Origin of the sequence: Enterobacter pseudoroggenkampii (assembly GCF_026420145.1) — a bacterium.
Classification (GTDB): Bacteria; Pseudomonadota; Gammaproteobacteria; order Enterobacterales; family Enterobacteriaceae; genus Enterobacter; species Enterobacter pseudoroggenkampii.
The window spans coordinates 56,038-78,769 of sequence record NZ_JAPMLV010000005.1; the positions used below are offsets into that span (position 1 = coordinate 56,038).

21 protein-coding genes and 1 tRNA gene are annotated in these 22,732 nt (G+C 55.7%); 6 read left to right on the forward strand and 16 right to left on the reverse strand.

The genetic code is table 11. From position 1 onward, the window contains the following. Positions 1 to 461: 461 nt before the first annotated feature. Entirely contained in the window at positions 462 to 1,268 is an 807-nt protein-coding gene (locus OTG14_RS18565) for a DUF4225 domain-containing protein (protein ID WP_267215577.1), read from the forward strand. On the opposite strand, the gene OTG14_RS18570 is transcribed toward OTG14_RS18565, so the two are convergent. The 3 genes from OTG14_RS18570 to actS all read right to left on the reverse strand — a co-directional run bounded on the left by OTG14_RS18570 (position 1,265) and on the right by actS (position 3,073). Further along, positions 1,265 to 1,579 carry a hypothetical protein gene (locus OTG14_RS18570; RefSeq protein ID WP_248272379.1) on the reverse strand — a complete coding sequence of 105 codons (315 nt, stop codon included), beginning with the start codon at positions 1,577 to 1,579 and terminating at the stop codon, positions 1,265 to 1,267. The genes OTG14_RS18565 and OTG14_RS18570 overlap by 4 nt on opposite strands. Before the next feature lie 596 nt (positions 1,580 to 2,175). Then, positions 2,176 to 2,249 (reverse strand) — tRNA-Gly (locus OTG14_RS18575). A gap of 80 nt (positions 2,250 to 2,329) precedes the next feature. Then, positions 2,330 to 3,073 carry an amidase activator ActS gene (gene actS, locus OTG14_RS18580; protein WP_090418560.1) on the reverse strand — a complete coding sequence of 248 codons (744 nt, stop codon included), beginning with the start codon at positions 3,071 to 3,073 and terminating at the stop codon, positions 2,330 to 2,332. Positions 3,074 to 3,236: 163 nt separating this feature from the next. On the opposite strand from actS, the gene idi reads away from it, so the two are divergent. Beyond that, the gene (gene idi / locus OTG14_RS18585) at positions 3,237 to 3,779 is read left to right on the forward strand and encodes an isopentenyl-diphosphate Delta-isomerase (RefSeq protein WP_090418563.1); all 543 of its coding nucleotides are present in this window, start codon (positions 3,237 to 3,239) and stop codon (positions 3,777 to 3,779) included. Positions 3,780 to 3,817: 38 nt separating this feature from the next. Here idi and lysS read toward each other — a convergent pair whose 3' ends face one another. The 5 genes from lysS to xerD form a co-directional block, all read right to left on the reverse strand. Next, positions 3,818 to 5,335, reverse strand: coding sequence for a lysine--tRNA ligase (lysS, locus tag OTG14_RS18590; protein ID WP_090418566.1), 1,518 nt, complete (start codon positions 5,333 to 5,335; stop codon positions 3,818 to 3,820). A 9-nt stretch (positions 5,336 to 5,344) separates the two neighbouring features. Next, a protein-coding gene (gene prfB, locus OTG14_RS18595) for a peptide chain release factor 2 (protein WP_096059326.1) occupies positions 5,345 to 6,443 on the reverse strand; the annotation gives its coding sequence in 2 pieces (ribosomal slippage) (positions 5,345 to 6,367 and positions 6,369 to 6,443; 1,098 coding nt in all). Positions 6,444 to 6,533: 90 nt separating this feature from the next. Then, positions 6,534 to 8,267 (reverse strand): single-stranded-DNA-specific exonuclease RecJ, encoded by a 1,734-nt coding sequence (gene recJ, locus OTG14_RS18600; RefSeq protein WP_267215578.1) that lies wholly within the window; start codon positions 8,265 to 8,267, stop codon positions 6,534 to 6,536. A gap of 5 nt (positions 8,268 to 8,272) precedes the next feature. After that, positions 8,273 to 8,986, reverse strand: a complete 714-nt coding sequence (gene dsbC, locus OTG14_RS18605; protein ID WP_024906584.1) for a bifunctional protein-disulfide isomerase/oxidoreductase DsbC — start codon at positions 8,984 to 8,986, stop codon at positions 8,273 to 8,275. A gap of 28 nt (positions 8,987 to 9,014) precedes the next feature. Further along, complete coding sequence (xerD, locus tag OTG14_RS18610; protein WP_023309098.1) at positions 9,015 to 9,911, reverse strand: site-specific tyrosine recombinase XerD; 897 nt, start codon at positions 9,909 to 9,911, stop codon at positions 9,015 to 9,017. A 101-nt stretch (positions 9,912 to 10,012) separates the two neighbouring features. Here xerD and fldB point away from each other — a divergent pair, with 101 nt between their 5' ends. Beyond that, complete coding sequence (gene fldB, locus OTG14_RS18615) at positions 10,013 to 10,534, forward strand: flavodoxin FldB (protein ID WP_023309099.1); 522 nt, start codon at positions 10,013 to 10,015, stop codon at positions 10,532 to 10,534. 6 nt (positions 10,535 to 10,540) lie between these two features. Here the strand turns inward: fldB and OTG14_RS18620 are convergent, their stop codons facing one another. Beyond that, on the reverse strand, positions 10,541 to 10,951 hold the full coding sequence (locus tag OTG14_RS18620) for a protein YgfX (protein ID WP_023326024.1): 411 nt from the start codon (positions 10,949 to 10,951) through the stop codon (positions 10,541 to 10,543). Next, positions 10,932 to 11,198, reverse strand: coding sequence for an FAD assembly factor SdhE (sdhE, locus tag OTG14_RS18625; protein WP_006178375.1), 267 nt, complete (start codon positions 11,196 to 11,198; stop codon positions 10,932 to 10,934). The genes OTG14_RS18620 and sdhE overlap by 20 nt, the downstream gene beginning before the upstream one ends. A 294-nt stretch (positions 11,199 to 11,492) precedes the next feature. Between sdhE and ygfZ the strand changes: the two genes are divergently transcribed. Then, positions 11,493 to 12,473, forward strand: coding sequence for a tRNA-modifying protein YgfZ (gene ygfZ, locus OTG14_RS18630; protein ID WP_024906581.1), 981 nt, complete (start codon positions 11,493 to 11,495; stop codon positions 12,471 to 12,473). A 99-nt stretch (positions 12,474 to 12,572) separates the two neighbouring features. On the opposite strand, the gene trhA is transcribed toward ygfZ, so the two are convergent. Then, positions 12,573 to 13,232 (reverse strand): PAQR family membrane homeostasis protein TrhA, encoded by a 660-nt coding sequence (gene trhA / locus OTG14_RS18635; RefSeq protein ID WP_267215579.1) that lies wholly within the window; start codon positions 13,230 to 13,232, stop codon positions 12,573 to 12,575. 265 nt (positions 13,233 to 13,497) lie between these two features. Here trhA and OTG14_RS18640 point away from each other — a divergent pair, with 265 nt between their 5' ends. Continuing rightward, positions 13,498 to 14,229, forward strand: coding sequence for a MurR/RpiR family transcriptional regulator (locus OTG14_RS18640; RefSeq protein ID WP_208763929.1), 732 nt, complete (start codon positions 13,498 to 13,500; stop codon positions 14,227 to 14,229). Between the two features lie 116 nt (positions 14,230 to 14,345). Next, the gene (gene bglA, locus OTG14_RS18645; RefSeq protein ID WP_267215580.1) at positions 14,346 to 15,779 is read left to right on the forward strand and encodes a 6-phospho-beta-glucosidase BglA; all 1,434 of its coding nucleotides are present in this window, start codon (positions 14,346 to 14,348) and stop codon (positions 15,777 to 15,779) included. Between the two features lie 75 nt (positions 15,780 to 15,854). Here the strand turns inward: bglA and OTG14_RS18650 are convergent, their stop codons facing one another. The 5 genes from OTG14_RS18650 to ubiI all read right to left on the reverse strand — a co-directional run bounded on the left by OTG14_RS18650 (position 15,855) and on the right by ubiI (position 22,720). Beyond that, a complete protein-coding gene (locus tag OTG14_RS18650) occupies positions 15,855 to 16,598 on the reverse strand; it encodes an SDR family oxidoreductase (protein WP_024906577.1) in 744 nt (247 codons plus the stop codon). Positions 16,599 to 16,668: 70 nt separating this feature from the next. Then, positions 16,669 to 19,542 carry an aminomethyl-transferring glycine dehydrogenase gene (gcvP, locus tag OTG14_RS18655; RefSeq protein WP_267215581.1) on the reverse strand — a complete coding sequence of 958 codons (2,874 nt, stop codon included), beginning with the start codon at positions 19,540 to 19,542 and terminating at the stop codon, positions 16,669 to 16,671. A 70-nt stretch (positions 19,543 to 19,612) separates the two neighbouring features. Beyond that, positions 19,613 to 20,002, reverse strand: coding sequence for a glycine cleavage system protein GcvH (gene gcvH, locus OTG14_RS18660; RefSeq protein WP_008499718.1), 390 nt, complete (start codon positions 20,000 to 20,002; stop codon positions 19,613 to 19,615). A 23-nt stretch (positions 20,003 to 20,025) separates the two neighbouring features. Further along, a complete protein-coding gene (gene gcvT / locus OTG14_RS18665; RefSeq protein ID WP_024906575.1) occupies positions 20,026 to 21,120 on the reverse strand; it encodes a glycine cleavage system aminomethyltransferase GcvT in 1,095 nt (364 codons plus the stop codon). A gap of 397 nt (positions 21,121 to 21,517) precedes the next feature. Beyond that, complete coding sequence (gene ubiI / locus OTG14_RS18670; RefSeq protein ID WP_024906574.1) at positions 21,518 to 22,720, reverse strand: FAD-dependent 2-octaprenylphenol hydroxylase; 1,203 nt, start codon at positions 22,718 to 22,720, stop codon at positions 21,518 to 21,520. Positions 22,721 to 22,732 lie beyond the last annotated feature (12 nt).

Consider the following 22,732-nt stretch of genomic DNA (forward strand, 5'->3'; position numbering starts at 1 on the left):
ATCCTTTGAAAGCAGTGATCGCAGTAGTGAGACTCTAGCGTGGACATGTCATTTGGTCAGAGACGGACATCTCAATTTAGCTACTACAATTCTAGTACACATAACAAAGAATATATTAAATAGCCGTACAATTAGTAAACAGGTGCACTTCAAAACATCAAGTTACCTCCCTCGCGTCAGCCCAAAGCAGCATTGTGTAACTGCCCTGCTTGTTGCAGTGAGGCGTGTCGCTGAAGGCATCACGTAGCGATATTTGTCGAAGAAAAGCGCTTTTCACCGAGGGCCTGGGCTGACGGTCTAGCAGATCACCAATAGAGCCGGGGATATTTTGAACAGGAGAATGTAAACTGGAAGGATAAAGCAACGGGACACCCACGGGGGCGGGTTGTGAAAGTGTTTCCTGTTGTCTTCGACCTTATTGCACGTAAAATGACCAGACACATTTTGGGAAGGAGTCTTTAATGGATATTGCGCTGCTCAACAGGGGCTGGAACAGAACATGGTCAGATACCATGGTAAATCTGGAAGCCCGGAAACTCGTCGAAACTGCCAATCGGCTATCAGCATTCTATTTGCAAGATGGGATAACACGTATCAAGTTTGTCGAAGAGATAAGGCAGGTTGTAGATAAAGAATTTGAAACTGCACGACGGGCCAAAACCGATGAAGAATGCATTGCATGCATCAAAAATCTGCGTGCCGAAACAGATAATCTGCAAGAACAAGAACGCTTGTTAAGAACCAGAGCCGCCCAACTTTATGCAAAGGTCGAGTTTGTCAGGGAAAACAATAAAATCGTCGGATACGTGATTTCGGCAATCCATATAGTGATATCTGGAGCAGCATTATTTGGTGGGATGGTTATGATGTCCACTATGACCCCTGTTGGAGTTCTTGCAGGAGCAGTTTTATTTGTTGATGGTATTAACGGTATAACAAAAGAAGCAAGCCATCTTCGCTATGGTGAACAATCCAAATCGGAAGGAATTTTTGCTGATGGCGCAATGGAGACCGCACAATTTATGGGGTTTAGCCCAAAAAGTGGATTAGCTCTTTATAATACGGTGACTCTAGGGGCGAGTGTATATAGTATCTTCGGCTTAGCAAGGAAACCCGGAGCTTGGCGATTATTCCGTTGGCTGCCGCGTGATTACTACCGAAAAGTTGACACAATGAGCAAGCCTAAGCTAACCATGAAAATCGCTGGATATGGTGTCAAAGCGAAAGTCATTTTTGATCTTCTGGCTACTGATAACAGTACTAATTAAGATTTGTTCGCTCTACAGAATCGCCAAGATTTATAAGCAAGTACAGGCGGTTGTATAAAAATTGCAACCACTGCGCCACAAGAAAGGCCAATAGCACCAGAGAAAACACTCTGCTCAGATGCGAACATCACAAGAAAAATGAATACAGCAAGGCAACCGGATACAACCCACACGGCAAGAATAAATCGCCTGGCCAGGTCCCTGATTGCATTCCCCAACGTTCCACCATAGCTTTCAACGTTGTTCTTTATCTTCTTCAAATCCGATGGTGTAAAGCCAGAACCCAACAAAGCCTCATCAGTAACATCCATATTGTCCTCTCCGCATTTCTTAACTGGCAATGGCACACATAATCATAGTGATGAACTTTACAGTAATCCACATGATGTTTGTGCAATGTATCAGATTTCAGACAATAGAAGCCATAAAGCCCCGTTAGTGGTACAAGCAACAAGCGGAGCATAGCGACTGCATCAGGCCAACCTGGTTGGTTTCGCTTTGCGAAAGTCACCAGTGACCAAATCAGATTGTCAGAGGGATCACACCTTATCAGGGTGCTCGTGTACCTTTCGGAGAGTGAGCGAAGCGCTGGCAGGGCCTGCATATCGTGTGCAGGTACGTTTACCACTATACACCTGTTTACGCAGCCACAAGGCCGCACATCGGGCTTAAATGCGTATGATCAATCTGTTCGGGAGTTATGCCAGGTATGCGGCTTTTTGTTCGTTGTTTTGCTGTCGCGGTAAGAACTTGGAACCACCGCCAGCGTGATGATATGCTCCCTTGTACCACAGACCAATCACGCGACAGGTGCGGGTGTAGAACAATGGGTAGTTTAAGTTGTACCTGCTAAAGCGGGGCAACGTAACTAACTGCTAAATCATAACTTATTGATTTATCAGGAGATTGGAGCGGGCGAAGGGAATCGAACCCTCGTATAGAGCTTGGGAAGCTCTCGTTCTACCATTGAACTACGCCCGCTTTGAGGTGCGTAAGGCATTATAGACCTTACGCACCTTCATACAAGCCTCTTCACAACTAACCGGCGATAAAATAATCACTTAGCACTTCGGTTTGCTGCCGGGCGCAGGAAGATAACGCTGCGGATCGATGGCCGTCGCCTTATAGCGAATCTGGAAATGCAGCTTCACCGAATCCGTACCGGTACTGCCCATGGTGGCAATCTTCTGCCCGGCTTTGACGTTCTGCCCGTTATTGACCAGCATCGTGTCGTTGTGCGCATAGGCCGTGATGTAGTCTTCCCCATGCTTAATCATGATCAGGTTACCGTAGCCGCGCAGCTGGTTACCGACATAAACCACCTTCCCGGCTCCGGAGGCATAAACCGGCGTACCGCGCGCAGCGGCGATATCAATACCCTTGTTACCACCTTCAGAGAGTGAGTAAGGGGCAACCACTTTACCGCTGGCAGGCCAAATCCAGCAGCGCTGTCCAACCGGCGGCCATGACGATTGCGGCACCTGATAGGACGGCGTCACTTTGGCGGTTTTGCCTTTCGAAGAGGACTTTTTACCCGAGGACGTTCCGCCGCTCACCTTCAGCTGCTGCCCCACCTCGATGGTGTAGGGCGGCGAGAGGTTATTCAGCCGCGCCAGATCCTTCACGCTGCTCCCCGTTGCGCGCGAAATCCGGTACAGGGTGTCCCCGCGTTTGACGGTGTAGACCGAACCGGAATAGCTTCCCGTATCCGAAGATTTGCTCCCTGAACAGCCCGCCAGGAATAGCGTCAACGTCAGGCAAAAAACAGCGGTAATGGGATTTTTCGTCAGGCTTCCTGCAAACAAAACAGATCCTCGGTCAGCGTGAATGGCGCCCTATGATAACAGCCAAAACGAACAGGGGTCATGCCCTTTTCCGCTCTACGAGCCAAACCGTTCGTATAAGAATGCAGTATAATGCTTCGGCTGATGGTGCTGAACCACTCGGCATTTTGGCACTGGAGCATCAATGAGTATTCAAGAACACGTTATTTTGGTAAACGACCAGGGAATGGTGATTGGCACTCAGGAAAAATATGCCGCGCACACGTTACATACCCCGCTGCATCTGGCTTTCTCTTCCTGGCTTTTTAACGCAAAAGGCGAATGTCTGATCACCCGGCGCGCCTTAAGCAAAAAAGCCTGGCCCGGCGTCTGGACCAACTCCGTCTGCGGCCACCCACAGTCCGGCGAAGAGACGATACAGGCGATAATCCGCCGCTGCCGCTTTGAAGTGGGCGCGGAACTGACCGATATCACCGCCGTCGCCCCTGAATTTCGCTATCGGGAAACCGACCCGTCCGGGATCGTGGAAAACGAAATTTGCCCGGTATTCGCCGCCCGCATCACCAATGACGTGACGATAAACGAAGATGAAGTGATGGACTATCAGTGGGTTGAGCTGGACGCGCTATTCCGCGCGCTGGACGCGACGCCCTGGGCCTTTAGCCCGTGGATGGTCATGGAAGCGACGACCGCCCGCGAAAAACTCAAAGCCTTCGCGGCGCAATAAAAAAGCCCCTTTCGGGGCTTTTTTTACATCTTAATGTCTTATTTCACCGGGCGCATCGCCGGGAACAGGATCACGTCGCGGATGGTGTGGCTGTTAGTGAACAGCATTACCATACGGTCGATACCAATCCCCAGACCCGCCGTTGGTGGCAGACCGTGCTCCAGCGCGGTCACGTAGTCTTCGTCGAAGAACATCGCTTCGTCGTCGCCTGCCGCTTTCGCGTCAACCTGATCCTGGAAGCGCTGAGCCTGGTCTTCCGCATCGTTCAGCTCGCTAAAGCCGTTGCCGATCTCACGGCCGCCGATGAAGAATTCGAAGCGGTCAGTGATCTCCGGGTTCTGGTCATTACGACGTGCCAGCGGAGAGACTTCAGCCGGGTATTCGGTGATGAAGGTCGGCTGAATCAGGTGCGCTTCGGCCACTTCTTCGAAGATCTCGGTCACGATACGGCCCAGACCCCAGCTCTTCTCAACCTTGATACCGATGCTGTCGGCGATCGCTTTCGCAGAATCGAAGTTATCCAGATCCGCCATGTTGGTTTCAGGACGGTATTTCTTGATCGCTTCGCGCATGGTCAGTTTTTCGAAAGGCTTACCGAAGTCGAAGACTTCTTCACCGTAAGGCACTTCGGTGGTGCCCAGAATGTCCTGCGCCAGGGTGCGGAACAGGGATTCGGTCAGCTCGATCAGATCTTTGTAATCCGCATACGCCATATAGAGTTCCATCATGGTGAACTCTGGGTTATGACGAACGGAGATACCTTCGTTACGGAAGTTACGGTTGATTTCGAACACGCGGTCAAAACCACCAACCACCAGACGCTTCAGGTACAGTTCCGGCGCGATACGCAGGTACATGTCCAGGTCCAGGGCGTTGTGATGGGTGATGAACGGACGCGCAGACGCGCCGCCAGGGATCACCTGCATCATCGGGGTTTCCACTTCCATAAAGTCGCGGTTCACCATGAACTGGCGGATACCGGCCATGATCTGGGAGCGAATTTTGAAGGTCTTGCGGGATTCATCGTTAGAGATGAGATCCAGGTAACGCTGACGATAGCGCGCTTCCTGATCCTGCAGGCCGTGGAATTTGTCCGGCAGCGGGCGCAGAGCTTTGGTCAGCAGACGCAGTTCGGTGCAGTGAATGGACAGCTCGCCGGTCTTGGTTTTGAACAGCTTACCTTTCGCGCCCAGGATATCGCCCAGGTCCCATTTCTTGAACTGCTCGTTGTAGATGCCTTCCGGCAGGTCGTCACGAGAAACGTACAGCTGAATGCGGCCACCCACGTCCTGCAGCGTCACGAAAGAGGCTTTACCCATAATGCGGCGGGTCATCATACGGCCAGCAACGGACACTTCAACGTTCAGCGCTTCCAGCTCTTCGTTTTCTTTGCCGTCGAAGTCAGCGTGCAGTTGGTCTGAGGTATGGTCACGACGAAAATCGTTCGGGAACGGCACGCCCTGCTCGCGCAGCGCTGCCAGCTTCTCGCGGCGGGTTTTCAGTTCGTTGTTAAGATCGACTACCGCGTCAGCGCCCTGTGCTTGTTGTTCAGACATGTTGGTTCCTCATAACCCTGCTTTCAAACTTGCTTCGATAAATTGGTCCAGGCTGCCGTCCAGCACCGCCTGCGTGTTGCGGGTTTCAACCCCGGTACGCAGGTCTTTGATGCGGGAGTCATCTAGGACGTAAGAACGGATCTGGCTGCCCCAGCCGATGTCGGACTTGTTGTCTTCCATCGCCTGTTTCTCAGCATTTTTCTTCTGCATCTCCAGCTCATAAAGCTTCGCTTTCATCTGCTTCATGGCCTGGTCTTTGTTCTTATGCTGGGAACGGTCGTTCTGGCATTGCGTGACCAGCCCGGTTGGAATGTGGGTAATACGCACCGCCGATTCCGTACGGTTAACGTGCTGGCCGCCCGCGCCGGATGCGCGATAAACGTCGATACGCAGGTCCGCCGGGTTAATTTCGATATCGATATCTTCGTCAACTTCCGGGTAAACGAACGCGGAGCTGAAGGAGGTATGACGACGGCCGCCGGAGTCGAACGGGCTCTTACGCACCAGGCGGTGAACGCCGGTTTCAGTACGCAGCCAGCCGTAGGCGTAGTCACCGATGATCTTGATGGTGACGGATTTAATACCGGCCACTTCACCTTCAGACTCTTCGATAATTTCAGTTTTGAAGCCGCGCGCTTCTGCCCAACGCAGGTACATGCGCGTCAGCATGCTGGCCCAGTCCTGCGCTTCAGTACCGCCAGAACCTGCCTGAATATCAAGATAGCAGTCAGCGCTGTCGTATTCGCCGGAGAACATGCGACGGAATTCAAGCTGCGCCAGCTTCTCTTCCAGCACGTCGAGTTCTGCCACGGCTTCGTTAAAGGTTTCTTCGTCGTCGGCTTCGACGGCCAGCTCCAGCAAACCGGAAACATCTTCCAGCCCCTGGGCCATTTGATCCAGCGTATCTACGATAGCTTCGAGAGAGGAACGCTCTTTACCCAGCGCCTGTGCGCGTTCAGGTTCGTTCCAGACGTCCGGCTGTTCCAGCTCGGCGTTTACTTCTTCAAGACGCTCTTTCTTGGCATCGTAGTCAAAGATACCCCCTAAGAACGTCAGAGCGCTCCGTGAGGTCCTGAATACGGTTTTTTACCGGATTAATTTCAAACATGGTCTGTTTTCTTTTATGGACTTGTCAAAATGCGGTGATAAGAGCGGGATTGTACCGAATCCACGCCCTTTTTTATAGAGATTACTGCCGCTAAATTGGCCAGATATTGTCGATGATGATCTGAAGGGTGCGGTTACCGCGAAACTCGTTGATGTCCAGTTTGTACGCCAGCTCGACCTCGCGTACGCCGTTGTCCGGCCATACCGCCGTATCAACGTTAAAGGCAATGCCGTCCAGCAGCGGGCCGCCGCCCACGGGCTCGACCATCACTTTTAGATGACGTTCGCCGACGATACGCTGTTGCAGCAGGCGGAAACGGCCGTCGAACAGCGGCTCCGGGAACATCTGCCCCCATGGACCGGCACCGCGGAGCATTTGCGCCACGTCCATCGTCATCTCAAGCGGTGAAAGCTCACCATCGGACACCACTTCCCCCTGCAACAGGGCCGGGTCGATCCAGTCGGTGACCAGTTCACCAAACAGCCGCTGGAACTCGTCGAATTTCGCCTCTTCCAGCGACAGGCCCGCCGCCATTGCATGGCCGCCAAACTTGAGCATCAGGCCCGGGTACAGCGTATCGAGGCGCTCCAGGGCATCACGCATGTGCAGACCCTGGATTGAGCGGCCAGAGCCTTTGAGCGTGCCGTCGCCCGCGGGGGCGAACGCGATCACCGGACGGTGGAAACGCTCTTTAATGCGCGACGCCAGAATACCGACCACGCCCTGATGCCACTCTGGATGGTACATCGCCAGGCCGCCCGGCAGCGTATCGCCGCTGCGCTCAAGTTTTTCGCACAGGGTCAGCGCCTCGGCCTGCATCCCCTGCTCAATCTCTTTGCGGGTCTGGTTCAGGGCGTCCAGCTCGTTGGCCAGCACGCGCGCTTCACCGATGTTGTCGCACAGCAGCAGCGCCACGCCGACGGACATATCGTCCAGCCTTCCGGCCGCGTTCAGACGCGGCCCGAGGGCAAAGCCCAAATCGCTTGCCGCCAGCTTGAGCGGATCGCGGTTGGCAATCTCCAGCAGCGCCTTGATCCCCGGACGGCACTTGCCTGCCCGGATGCGGCTTAAGCCCTGCCAGGTCAAAATGCGGTTATTGGTATCGAGCGGCACCACGTCCGCGACGGTACCCAGCGCCACCAGATCGAGATATTCGGCCAGGTTCGGTACGGCAATACCGCGGGAGTCGAACCAGCCCTTATCGCGTAACAGGGTACGTAACGCCAGCATCAGATAAAACGCCACGCCCACGCCTGCGAGGGATTTCGACGGGAAATCGCAGTCGCGCAGGTTGGGATTAATAATCGCTTCCGCATCCGGCAGCGTTTCGCCCGGCAGATGGTGATCGGTGACCAGCACCGGGATCCCCAAAGCGTGAGCATGATCGACGCCCGCATGGGAAGAGATCCCGTTATCGACGGTCATGATCATCTGTGCACCGCGGGCGTGGGCCTGATCGACCACTTCCGGGCTGAGGCCATAGCCGTCTTCAAAACGGTTCGGCACCAGATACGTGACGTTATCGCAGCCCAGCGCGCGCAGGCTGAGCACGCTCAGCGCGGTGCTGGTTGCGCCGTCGGCGTCGAAATCCCCTACCACCACAATCCGCGTTCCCTCACGAAGCGCGTTGTAGAGCATTTCAGTGGCTTTTTCGATACCGCTCAGCTGCTGCCAGGGCAGCATCCCTTTCACGCTGCGTTCAAGATCCTCAGCGCTACGCACGCCGCGGCTGGCGTAGAGGCGCTTAAGCAGCGCCGGGAGTTCGTCTGGCAAATCAACCGGTTCAACCGCCTCGCGGCGGCGCAATTTTATTGGGGCTTTCACGCGGATTATTTACCACCAAACTGTTTCTGGTGCGCGTCGAGGAACTCTTTCATCTCTTTCGGTCCCTGATAGCCTGGAACGACATAGCCGTTGCTCAGGACAATCGCTGGCGTACCGTTAACGCCAAACTGCACGCCAAGCGCGTAGTGGTTAGCAATATCAATGTCGCAGGAGGCCGGCTTAACGCCTTTGCCGTTCATCGCGTCGTCAAACGCTTTGTTGCGGTCTTTCGCACACCAGATGGCCTTCATGTCCTGCTCTGGCTGGCTCTGCACGCCCGCGCGCGGGAAGGCCAGGTAACGCACGGTAATACCCAGCGCGTTGTAATCTTTCATCTCTTCATGCAGCTTGTGGCAGTAGCCGCAGGTGATGTCGGTGAAGACGGTAATGACGTGTTTTTCCTGCGCCGCCTTATAGACGATCATCTCTTTTTCGAGCGCGTTCAGGTTTTTCATCAGCAGCTGGTTGGTGACGTTCACCGGCTGCGCGCCGCTCACGTCGTACATTGGCCCCTGAATAATGTGTTTGCCGTCTTCGGTGACGTACAGCACGCCGCTGCTCGTCAGCACCGTTTTCATGCCGGCAACCGGTGCAGGCTGAATATCGCTGCCGGTGACGCCAAGCTTAGCGAGCGACTGTTTGATGGCGGCGTCGTCCGCATGGGCGAAACCGGTAAAGGAGGCTGCCAGCAGGGTGAACAGCGCGAAAGACTTTTTCATATGTGATCCTGTTACAATTCGTCGGCACTCACGCACGAGGGTGGTGCTGTTGGTGTAGCTGCCGCAGGCGTTCCGTCGCGACATGGGTGTAAATTTGCGTCGTGGAAAGATCGCTGTGCCCCAGCAGCATCTGCACCACACGTAAATCAGCGCCGTGGTTTAACAGATGCGTCGCGAAGGCGTGACGCAATACGTGCGGCGAAAGCTTTTCACTGTCGATACCCGCCAGTGTGGCGTAATGCTTGATGCGATGCCAGAACGTTTGCCGCGTCATCTGCTGCGCGCGCTGGCTTGGAAACAGGACGTCGATAGACGTACCATTGAGCAGCCACGGACGACCATGCTCCAGGTACGTTTCCAGCCAGTAAACCGCCTCTTCACCCAGCGGAACCAGCCTTTCCTTGTTTCCTTTACCGATGACGCGCACCACGCCCTGACGCAGGCTGATGTCGCTCATCGTCAGACCAACCAGTTCCGAAACGCGCAGGCCGGTAGCATACAATAGCTCAAGCATGGCTTTATCGCGTAACTCCAGCGGCAGGTCAACTGCCGGTGACTGTAATAATCTCTCAACTTGTGCTTCGCTGAGATCTTTCGGCAGCCGCTGCGGGAGTTTAGGGGATGCCAGCAGCGCGCTGGGATCGTCCTCGCGGATCTTCTCACGATAGAGATGCTGGAACAGCCGACGCATGGCGCTGAGTAAACGTGCGGAACTGGTGGCTTTGTAGCCCCCTGCGATACGTTCCCCAAGCAGCGCCTGCAGGTCGTCACGCTGTGCGCTCGCAAGGGATAAACCCCGGTGCGCAAGCCACTCCACCAGCATGGTGAGATCGCGACGGTAGGCGCTAAGGGTATTCTCGGCCAGGTTTTTCTCCAGCCACAGCGCGTCGAGAAACTGTTCGATCAGTGCGAGATCCTTTTCCACATCAGCCCCTTTGATTCTGCAGTCAGGCCATTATGCCTGATTGCGACCGGTTTCTGGTACACTACGCGCAAAGTCAAAGCAAGAATTGAGATAGTTACGCGATGAATATTGGTCTGTTCTATGGTTCCAGCACCTGCTACACCGAAATGGCGGCAGAGAAAATTCGCGACATCATTGGTCCGGAACTGGTGACGTTGCATAACCTGAAAGATGACGCGGTCGCTCTGATGGAACAGTACGATGTGCTGATCCTCGGCATCCCAACCTGGGATTTTGGTGAGATACAGGAAGACTGGGAAGCCATCTGGGATCAACTCGATTCAGTCAATCTCGACGGCAAGATCATTGCCATGTACGGCATGGGGGATCAGCTGGGGTACGGGGAGTGGTTCCTGGACGCGCTCGGCATGTTGCACGACAAGCTGGCGCCGAAAGGGGTGTCGTTCATCGGCTACTGGCCAACCGAAGGTTACGAGTTCACCAGTAAAAAGCCGATTATTGCCGACGGCGAGCTGTTTGTTGGGCTCGCGCTGGATGAAACCAACCAGTACGATCTCAGCGATGAACGCCTGCAAAGCTGGTGCGAGCAGATCCTGGGCGAGATGGCAGAAAAGTTTAGCTAACGCGCGTTACCCCTGCGTCGTCTGTTGTAGCAACATCCGGCGCAGGTCTCGCCACTCGGCAGCATCCATACTGTCAGCCGCCAGCCACAAATGCTGGCAACGCCCGCCGTCCACCTTGCGTAACCGTAACATCATGCCGCAGTTGAGCATCCAGGGCATACCGAGGATATCCCACTCTTTACCCTGCCAGCGCAGGCGGGAATCCATCAGTAATTTAATCTCTCCCTGGCGGGCATTAATGCGACGCTGGCTGCGTACGCTGTCAAAAACGACAAACGACAGTAACAGCAGCCACAGCGGCGTATAGCTCAGCGGCCACGGCATCAGTAACACAATGGCCGCAACCAGGCCGTGGAGCAATAAAGACATCCACTGCGAGCGCCACGAGACGCGAAGATCAGATTGCCACAGGACCACGTTCCCGATTCCGTGTTTGAATTAATTGCACCATCCGTTGCAACTCGGTGTCGGCGGGTTTGCCGTGGTTCATCAGCCAGTTGAATAAATCCGGATCGTCAGACTCAAGCAGTCGAACAAACAGACGCTTATCATCGTCGCTTAAGGTGTCATACTCATATTCGAAGAAAGGCATGATGGAAATATCAAGTTCACGCATGCCGCGGCGGCACGCCCAGTGAATACGGGCCTTGTTGTTAATATCCATGTTCAGTTTCCTGCATTACGTTTGGCACAGTCGGTACCCCCTTCAGTGTTCTTTATTTCTCTACGGGGACACCAGCTAGTGTAACGTGTTTTTGACCGTTTCATTACTGGAATATTGCATTCGCCGAGCAGGCTTCCAGAATAATCCCCACAAAGACAGCGGATTACATTATTTTGCGTAGCGCTACGCATAACCGGTTTAAGGCACAAATGGTCTGCTGAAAGCGCTTGCATTGCCTGCAGGCTCTTTTACCATTAGGCATTATCAAAGCGTTAAGCAATTCAGGATATCGTTATGGCCTTTACACCATTTTCTCCTCGCCAGCCCGCCGCCTCTGCGCGTCTGCCGCTGACGCTTATTTCTCTTGATGACTGGGCGCTGGCAACGCTCACCGGTGCCGACGCCGAAAAATACCTGCAGGGCCAGGTGACCGCCGACGTCAGCCAGATGACCGAACACCAGCACCTGCTGGCCGCGCATTGTGACCCAAAAGGCAAAATGTGGAGCAACCTGCGCCTCTTCCGCCGCCAGGACGGCTTTGCCTTCATTGAGCGCCGCAGCCTGCAAGAGGCCCAGCTCAAGGAGCTGAAAAAGTACGCGGTCTTTTCCAAAGTTACTATCACCCCGGACGACGAACATGTCCTGCTGGGTGTGGCCGGTTTCCAGGCGCGTGCGGCGCTGAAAAATCTGTTCAGCGAACTGCCGGATGCGGAAAAGCAGGTGGTCAGCGAAGGCGCGACCTCCATCCTGTGGTTTGAACACCCGGCGGAGCGTTTCCTGTTAGTTACGGATGCGGCAACTGCCGAACGCGTCACCGAGGCGCTGCGCGGCGAAGCGCAGCTCAACAACAGTCAGCAGTGGCTGGCGCTGAACATCGAAGCGGGTCTGCCGATCATTGACGCCGCAAACAGCGCGCAGTTTATTCCTCAGGCAACCAACCTGCAGGCGCTGGGAGGCATCAGCTTTAAAAAGGGCTGTTACACCGGCCAGGAGATGGTCGCCCGTGCGAAATTCCGCGGGGCAAACAAACGTGCGCTGTGGACGCTGGCGGGCCATGCCAGCCGTGTACCTGAAGCGGGTGAAGACTTAGAGCTGAAGATGGGTGATAACTGGCGCCGCACCGGCACCGTATTAGCCGCTGTACAGCTGGATGATGGACGCCTTTTGGTACAGGCCGTCATGAACAACGACATGGAGGCTGACAGCGTGTTCCGCGTGCGTGACGATGCGAACACACTGAGCATCGAGCCGCTGCCGTATTCTCTGGAAGAGTGATGCTGTATCGCCCGGTGGCGCTGCGCTTACCGGGCCTACGGTTTTGGTGTCCTCCCTCTCCCTGTGGGAGAGGGCCGGGGTGAGGCACGGTGGAAAAAACTACGCCTGCCCCACATAAAGATAAATCGCCAAAAAGTGGCACACGCTGCCGCCCAGCACAAAGCCGTGCCAGATGGCATGGTTGTACGGGATGCGCTTGCAGACGTAGAAAATCACGCCGAGCGAGTACACCACACCGCCTAAGGCCAGAAGCGTCACGCCCCCTACCGACAGTTTGACCGCCAGTTGATACACCACAATCAGCGACAGCCAGCCCATCGTCAGATAGGTGACCAGTGACAGCACCTTAAACCGGTGCGCTATGGTCAGCTTAAACAGGATCCCCAGCAGTGCCAGGCTCCAGATAACAATCATCAGGCCACGCGACAGCGGCGAGTTAAGCCCCACCAGCAAAAACGGTGTGTAGGTGCCTGCAATCAGAAGATAGATAGCGCAGTGGTCAAATTTCTTGAGCCACGTCTTGGCCTGCTGATGCGGGATCGCGTGATACAGCGTCGACGCCAGGAACAGCAGGATCATACTCCCGCCATACAGGCTGTAGCTGGTAATGGCCATCGCGCTGGCATTGGTGTCCACCGCCTGCACCAGCAATAACACTAAACCGACAATCCCAAACACCAGGCCAATGCCGTGGCTGATGCTGTTGGCTACTTCCTCAGCCAGCGAATATCCCTGTGCGATTAATGGTCTGCTCACCATACAAAACTCCGGGAAAACTAAAGATGATTATTCATCGCATAACTATGCTAACTGAGAATGATTCCAGTGAACACCTGTTAGCTAAAATAATTTCATTTCAAAATTTATACCTAAAAATCATAGATATAAAGAAATCTTTCACCTAACAATTGTTCACATAAAAATTTAATCATTATGAATCAAGAGCATAAAAATGGATCCTGCCGTCCGGGTGCATGTTATGATGTGACGATGAGGTCAGAATAAGAGTTATGCCATTGTGAGTATGTTCACCCACTCCGCCATTGCCAGTCTCAATAACCTGGAGATGATGGTCTACAACTATGTCATAAAAAATCGTGACAAAGTCATGTACATGACCATCCGCGAGCTGGCGGATGCGGCAGGCGTCTCAACCACCACTATCCTGCGCTTTTGCCGCAAGCTTAACTGCGAAGGCTACTCGGAGTTTCGCGTACGCTTTAAGCTTTATCTTGAACAGAACGAGCCCCAGCAGGCGAACTTCGGTGCCAGCGAAATTATCAGCTTCTTTAAAAGCGTAAATAATGAAGAATTCGACGCGTTATTAGATAGTGCGGTCGATATTATTTTATCGTCGGAACGTATTATATTTGTCGGCGCAGGCACGTCAGGCTCGCTGGCAAAATATGGCGCACGTTTCTTTTCTAATATCGGAAAATTCAGCAACCATATTGATGACCCTTATTTCCCGGTCACCAATGATATGGCGAAAAATGCGCTGGCGATCGTGCTCTCCGTCTCGGGCGAGACCGAGGAGATCCTGCGCTTCGCCAGCCAGTTCAGCCTGCATCACTGCAAAGTGCTCTCCATTACCAGCCATGAGCACTCGCGTCTCGCAAAGCTGGCAGACTTTAACCTCTCCTGGCATGTTCCTCAGACGCGTATTGCAGGCGTCTACGACATCACCACGCAAATTCCCGTCATTTATATTCTGGAGTCTCTGGGACGTAAACTGGCGAAGAAACTCACAGAATAAAACACCCTGTTTTTTTGATGTGACAAATCACATTATGTACACCTTGTTATATCGTGACATTTAATTTCGCTTTGCTAGACTCGATGCCAATAAGCCAATTACTGAGAATAGCAGCGATGAAAAAATTGACCTTACCAAAAGATTTTTTATGGGGCGGCGCGGTTGCGGCTCACCAGGTAGAAGGCGGCTGGAACAAAGGCGGTAAAGGACCAAGCATTTGCGACGTATTAACCGGCGGCGCACACGGCGTGCCGCGCGAAATCACGCAAGAGGTGGTGCCGGGTAAATACTACCCCAATCATGAAGCTATCGATTTCCACGGCCATTATAAAGAAGACATCAAGCTGTTTGCCGAGATGGGCTTCAAGTGTTTCCGCACCTCTATTGCCTGGACGCGTATCTTCCCGAACGGTGACGAAACGCAGCCAAACGAAGAGGGTCTGAAATTTTACGACGATATGTTCGATGAGCTGCTGAAGTACAACATTGAACCGGTAATCACCCTCTCCCACTTCGAAATGCCGCTGCACCTGGTGAAGGAGTACGGTAGCTGGACCAACCGTAAAGTGGTCGATTTCTTTGTGCGCTTCGCGGAAGTGGTCTTCGAGCGCTACAAAAACAAGGTCAAATACTGGATGACCTTCAACGAAATCAACAACCAGCGCAACTGGCGCGCGCCGCTGTTCGGTTACTGCTGCTCGGGCGTGGTCTATACCGAACATGACAATCCGGAAGAGACCATGTACCAGGTCCTGCACCATCAGTTTGTGGCCAGCGCCCTGGCGGTGAAAGCCGCGCGCCGCATTAACCCGGAGATGAAAGTCGGCTGCATGCTGGCGATGGTGGCGCTCTATCCGTTCTCCTGCAAACCGGAAGACGTGATGTTTGCCCAGGAATCGATGCGCGAGCGCTATGTCTTTACCGACGTCCAGCTGCGTGGTTACTACCCGTCCTACGTGCTGAACGAGTGGGAGCGCCGCGGGTTCTCCATCAAAATGGAGGCAGGCGACGAGCAGATCCTGCGTGAAGGTACCTGCGACTACCTGGGCTTCAGCTACTACATGACCAACGCGGTGAAAGCGGAAGGCGGTACCGGCGATGCCATTTCCGGTTTCGAAGGCAGCGTGCCGAATCCGCACGTGAAGGCCTCCGACTGGGGCTGGCAGATTGACCCGGTGGGCCTGCGTTATGCCCTGTGCGAACTGTACGAACGTTACCAGAAGCCGCTGTTTATCGTGGAAAACGGCTTCGGCGCCTACGATAAAGTCGAAGAGGACGGCAGCATCAACGACGACTATCGTATCGACTACCTGCGTGCCCACGTGGAAGAGATGATCAAAGCCGTGACGCACGATGGCGTGGCTCTGATGGGCTATACGCCATGGGGCTGTATCGACTGCGTGTCGTTCACCACCGGCCAGTACAGCAAGCGCTACGGCTTTATCTACGTGAACAAGCACGACGACGGCACGGGCGACATGTCGCGTTCCCGTAAGAAGAGCTTCGAGTGGTATAAAGGCGTGATTGCCAGCAACGGCGAAGCGTTGTGATTTTTTGCCCGGTGGCGCTGCGCTTACCAGGCCTACACGAATAGTAGGCCGGGTAAGGCGAAGCCGCCACCCGGCTTATTTCCCGCCCGCCAGCTCTATAAAACTGCCCGTGACGTACGACGCCTTTTCGCTCAGCAGCCAGACAATCGCCTGGGCGACCTCTTCCGGCTGGCCGCCGCGCTGCATCGGCAGCAATGATTTCACGCGATCCACCCGCCCCGGCTCTCCGCCGGACGCATGAATATCGGTATAGATCAGACCCGGACGGACGCAGTTGACGCGAATGCCCTGCGCCGCCACCTCCAGCGATAAACCCGTTGTCAGCGAATCCACCGCCCCCTTCGACGCGGCATAATCCACATATTCACCCGGCGCGCCCAGACGTGACGCCGCGGAAGAGACATTCACTATCGCCCCGCCCTTGCCGCCGTGTTTGAAGGACATGCGCTTTACCGCTTCCCGGCAGCAGAGGAAGTAGCCCGTGACGTTGGTCGCCAGGACGCGGTTAATGCGCTCAGCGGAGAGATTCTCGATAGTGGATTGCTCAAACAGAATCCCCGCATTATTCACCAGCGCGGTCAGCGGCTCGCCTTCACGATCGAGGCTGTTAAACATCGCCAGCACCTGAGCTTCATCGCTGATGTCTGCACGGACGGCAAAGGCTTTACCGCCTGCATCCACAATCTGCCTGATGACGTCCGTCGCGGCGTTAATGTTGTGATGATAGTTCACCGCCACGGTGTAGCCTTCGCGAGCCAGCTGCAGCGCGGTGGCTTTACCGATGCCGCGGCTGGCGCCGGTGACCAGTGCAATTGCCATTATCTTCTCCCAATAAAAAAGCCGGGTAGCGGCTTCGCCTTACCCGGCCTACGTTACTACAGCAGCAATGTTACTGGTATTCGCTCATCGGCACGCAGGAGCAGAACAGGTTACGGTCGCCGTAGACGTCATCAAGACGCTTCACGGTCGGCCAGTATTTGTTCGCCACGCCTGCCGGGAAGACCGCCAGCTCGCGGGAATAGCCGTGGTTCCACTCTGCCACCATTTCGTGCTGGGTGTGCGGGGCGTTAACCAGCGGGTTATCTTCCAGCGTCCACTCGCCGTCCTGCACGCGGTCGATCTCCATGCGGATGGCCAGCATCGCGTCGATAAAGCGGTCCAGCTCGGCTTTGCTTTCAGATTCCGTTGGCTCCACCATCAGCGTGCCCGCAACCGGGAACGACATGGTTGGCGCGTGGAAGCCGTAGTCGATCAGACGCTTGGCGATATCCAGCTCGCTGATGCCGGTCTGCTCTTTCAGCGGACGAATATCCAGAATGCACTCGTGCGCCACGCGACCGTCGCGGCCGGTATAGAGCACCGGGAAGGCGGACTTCAGGCGAGTCGCAATATAGTTGGCGTTCAGGATCGCCACCTGGCTCGCCTGCTTCAGCCCTTCCGCGCCCATCATGCGGATATACATCCAGCTGATTGGCAGGATAGAGGCGCTACCGAACGGTGCCGCTGAGACCGCTCCCTGACGGGTCAGCATGCCTTCAATCTGCACCACGCTGTGGCCCGGCACAAACGGCGCCAGATGCGCTTTCACGCCGATTGGCCCCATGCCCGGGCCGCCACCGCCGTGCGGGATGCAGAAGGTTTTGTGCAGGTTCAGGTGCGACACGTCCGCGCCGATAAAGCCCGGCGAGGTAATGCCCACCTGAGCGTTCATGTTTGCACCGTCGAGGTAAACCTGACCGCCGAACTGGTGCACGACTTCGCACACTTCACGGATGGTTTCTTCGTACACACCGTGGGTAGACGGGTAGGTCACCATGATGCAGGAGAGCTTGTCGCCCGCCTGCTCGGCTTTCGCACGCAGGTCGGCCAGATCGATGTTGCCGTTCTTATCGCACGCCACCACCACAACTTCCATGCCCGCCATCTGGGCAGAGGCCGGGTTGGTACCGTGGGCGGAGCTTGGGATCAGGCAGATATCGCGGTGGCCTTCGTTGCGGCTTTCGTGATAGTGACGGATCGCCAGCAGGCCCGCATATTCACCCTGCGCGCCGGAGTTCGGCTGCATGCAGAGCGCGTCGTAACCGGTCAGCTTCACCAGCCAGTCGGAAAGCTGGTTGATCATCATGTGATAACCTTCCGCCTGCTCTGGCGGGCAGAACGGGTGCAGCTCGGAGAATTCTGGCCAGGTGATCGGGATCATCTCTGCCGCGGCGTTCAGCTTCATGGTGCAGGAGCCCAGCGGGATCATCGCCTGGTTCAGCGCCAGATCCTTGCGCTCCAGGGAGTGCATGTAACGCATCATCTCGGTCTCGCTGTGGTAGCGATTAAAGACCGGGTGCGTCAGGATGGCGTCGTTACGCAGCATGCTGTCCTGAATGGAGCGGCTGTCGAGCGCAACTTCTTTGTCGAGCGCATCAATGTCCAGACCGTGCGCATCACCCAGCAGCACGCTGAACAGGTTCAGGATATCGTCGCGGGTGGTGCTTTCATCCAGCGTAATGCCGACGGCGTTGTGAATGTCGCTGCGCAGGTTAATCTCTGCCGCATTCGCGCGCGCCAGCACGGCCGCTTTGTCCGCCACGTCCACGCACAGGGTGTCGAAGTAGTGGGCGTGGCGCAGCTTAAGGCTTTTCTGCTGCAAACCGCAGGCCAGAATATCGGCCAGGCGGTGAATGCGGCTGGCAATGCGTTTCAGGCCAGCCGGGCCGTGGAACACGGCGTACAGGCTGGCGATGTTTGCCAGCAGCACCTGTGAGGTACAGATGTTGGAGTTCGCTTTCTCGCGGCGGATGTGCTGCTCGCGGGTCTGCATCGCCATGCGCAGCGCGGTGTTACCGGCAGCATCTTTTGAGACGCCGATAATACGGCCAGGCATGGAGCGTTTGAATTCATCTTTCGCGCCGAAGAACGCCGCGTGCGGGCCGCCGTAGCCCATCGGTACGCCGAAGCGTTGTGCGGAGCCGAATACGATATCTGCGCCCTGTTTACCCGGCGCCGTCAGCAGCACCAGCGCCATAAAATCGGCGGCAACGCTGACAACCACTTTGCGGGATTTCAGCTCGGCAATCAGCGCGCCGTAGTCGTGTACTTCACCCGTCGTACCTACCTGCTGCAGCAGCACGCCGAAGACGTCCTGATGATCCAGCACTTTGTCAGCGTCGTCGACGATCACGTCAAAGCCGAAGGTCTCTGCGCGAGTACGCACCACGTCCAGCGTCTGCGGATGCACGTCCGCCGCGACGAAGAAGCGGTTGGCATTTTTCAGCTTGCTCACGCGTTTTGCCATCGCCATCGCTTCGGCGGCGGCGGTCGCTTCATCCAGCAGAGAAGCAGAGGCGATATCCATGCCGGTCAGGTCCAGCGTCACCTGCTGGAAGTTCAGCAGCGCTTCCAGACGGCCCTGGGAAACCTCTGGCTGATACGGGGTGTAAGCGGTGTACCAGCCCGGGTTTTCCAGCATGTTGCGCAGGATAACCGGCGGCAGCTGCACGTTGGTGTAGCCCATGCCAATGTAAGACTTATAGCGCTTATTCAGGCCGGCAATAGCCTTCAGCTCCGCCAGCGCGGCGAATTCCGTAGTGGCTTCCCCCACCTGAGGTGGCGTGGCAAGCTGGATGTCTTTTGGCACAATCTGGCCGATCAGTGCGTTTAATGAATCCGCGCCAACCGTCTTCAGCATCTCCTGCTGTTGCTGAGCATCCGGCCCAATGTGACGTTCAATGAAGGCGCCACGGTTTTCAAGCTGGCTTAAAGTCTGTGTCATGAGCGATGGTTCCTGAAACGTGCAGTGAATGTGTTTTCTCCCTCTCCCCAAAGGGGAGAGGGTTAATGACTTACTCGTCTTCTAACAGTGCTTCGTACGCGGTCGCATCCAGCAGAGCGGCAACCTGGGATTCGTCGCTGGCTTTGATCTTGAAGATCCAGCCGCCTTCATAAGGCTCGCTGTTCACCAGCTCTGGCGAATCGCTCAGCGCGTCGTTGACGGCAACGATTTCGCCGCTCACAGGGGCGTAGATGTCAGAGGCCGCTTTTACGGACTCCGCCACGGCGCAGTCGTCGCCCGCGCTAACGGTCGTGCCCACGTCAGGCAGGTCAACAAACACCATGTCGCCCAGCAGCTCTTGCGCGTGCTCGGTGATCCCTACGGTGTAAGTGCCGTCCGCCTCTTTGCGCAGCCACTCGTGTTCTTTGCTGTATTTCAGTTCTGCTGGCACATTGCTCATTGAAGTTCTCCTGATAAAAATGATTAGGCGACCGGCTTACCGGCGCGAACAAAAATCGGTTTGGTTACGTTGACCGGCATTTCACGGTTGCGGATTTGCACCACCGCCGTTTCGCCAATTCCCGCCGGCACGCGTGCCAGTGCAATACTGTAGCCCAGCGTCGGTGAGAAGGTTCCGCTGGTGATCACGCCTTCACGAGGATTGCCGTCAGCATCGGTAAAGCGCACCGGCAGTTCGCCGCGCAGCACGCCCTTCTCGGTCATCACCAGGCCCACCAGCTGTTCGGTGCCCTTCTCGCGCTGCATCTCCAGCGCTTCACGACCAATAAAGTCACGGTCAGCCGGTTCCCATGCGATGGTCCAGCCCATGTTGGCGGCGAGCGGAGAAACACCTTCATCCATCTCCTGACCGTAGAGGTTCATCCCCGCTTCCAGACGCAGCGTATCGCGCGCGCCCAGACCCGCAGGCTTCACGCCCGCTTCCACCAGCGCACGCCAGAAATCAGCGGCCTTCTCGTTTGGCATCGCAATTTCGTAGCCCGCTTCACCGGTGTAGCCGGTGGTGGCGATAAACAGATCGCCCGCCTGCACGCCGAAGAACGGCTTCATGCCAGCGGTGGCGTTGCGCTGCTCGTCGTTAAACAGAGAGGCGGCTTTCGCCTGCGCGTTCGGCCCCTGCACGGCGATCAGCGACAGATCGTCACGGACGGTGATGTCGATGGCATAAGGTTCGGCGTGTTGGGTGATCCAGGAGAGGTCTTTTTCGCGGGTGGCGGAGTTTACAACGAGGCGGAAGAAATCTTCAGTGAAGTAATAGACGATAAGGTCATCAATCACGCCGCCCGAGGCATTCAGCATGCCGGTATAGAGCGCTTTACCCGGCGTCTTCAGTTTGGCGACGTCGTTTGCCAGCAGATAACGCAAAAACTCCCGGGTGCGGCTACCGTGCAGATCGACAATCGTCATGTGGGACACGTCGAACATACCGGCATCGGTGCGCACCGCGTGGTGCTCATCAATCTGCGAGCCGTAGTGCAGCGGCATCATCCAGCCATGGAAGTCCACCATGCGGGCGCCGCATAACACGTGTTGTTCGTACAAAGGAGTCTGTTGAGCCATCTTGTCCTCGTTGAAAAATTCACCGTGAAACCCGGTATCGGCACCGCGTTCGGGCACCGACGCAAACGTTCTCTTTTACCTGAACTTACCACCGAAACCGGCGGTTAACCATAAGGCAAAATGGGTCATCACATTAGCTTATGACCAAAAAACGCTAAAAAGCCTACAGAGTTATTCACTGGAAAAATGCGATTAACCCCGCACAAAATTAACAATGATCTAACAGGATTTAGCACATGGTGATATTTCGTGCGGAAAATCGGGCCGAATTTCCGTAACGAGAAAAACGCGACATTAGATTATCTAATGCGAAAAATGACGTGAAATTAGAATATTTCAAACGAGGGAATTTCCCCGGCGCAGAGGCCGGGAAAAGAAAGTGTGACAGGGGTCTAAATTAACGTAGCCAGTCCGGCAGGTCGTTAAGACCCATCGCCTGACGGAGGAGTTGGGGTTTAACGCCCGGAAGGGTGTCAGCAAGCTTGAGTCCGATGTCGCGCAGCAGTTTTTTCGCCGGATTCGCCCCAGCAAACAGCTCGCGGAAGCCCTGCATGCCCGCCAGCATCATCGCCGCACTGTGCTTGCGGCTGCGCTCGTAGCGGCGCAGATAGAGATGCTGCCCGATGTCCTTCCCTTCGCGATGCAGGCGACGCAGCTCCTCGACCAGCTCCGCCGCGTCCATAAAGCCAAGGTTAACGCCCTGCCCGGCCAGCGGATGAATGGTATGCGCCGCATCCCCCACCAGCGCCAGACGGTGCGCGGCAAACTGACGCGCGTAGCGGCCGGTTAACGGGAACACCTGACGCTCGCTTTCAAGCGTGCACAGGCCAAGGCGGTTATCAAAGGCCACGCACAGCGCCTGGTTAAAGGCGTCCGGCGTTGCCTCCTGCATCTGCTGGGCTTTCTCCGGCACCAGGGACCAGACAATCGAGCACAGGTGCGGATCGGCAAGCGGCAGGAACGCCAGTATGCCGTCGTTGTGGAAAATCTGGCGCGCCACGCCGCCGTGCGGCTCTTCGGTGCGGATCGTTGCCACCAGCGCGTGATGACGATAGTCCCAGAAGGTCAGCGGGATATCGGCTTTATTACGCAGCCAGGAGTTGGCACCGTCAGCACCGACCACCAGACGCGCGGTCAGCATGTCGCCGCTCTGCAGGGTGATAAACGCCTCGTTTTCGCCCCACGCCACCTGCTGGATCTGCGCAGGCGCAATCAGGGTCACGTCGCTGCACTGCTGTGCTTTCTGCCACAGCGCGTGGTGGATCACCGCATTTTCAACAATGTGACCCAGATGGCTATAGCCCATGCTTTCATCATCAAAAGCAATATGACCAAAGCTGTCTTTATCCCACACTTCCATGCCGTGATAGCAGCTGGCGCGCTGCGCCACAATATCTGACCAGACGCCAAGGTGCGTCAGCAATTTCTCGCTGGCGGCATTGATCGCCGAGACGCGGAGTTCCGGCGGGGCATCCGGGGCAACGGGCTGAGGCTGCTTTTGCTCCAGCACCGCCACGCGCAGGCCGCTGCCCTGTAAACCACAGGCCAATGCCAGTCCGACCATACCGCCGCCAACGATGGCGACATCAACATTTTGCACGGTGATAACTCC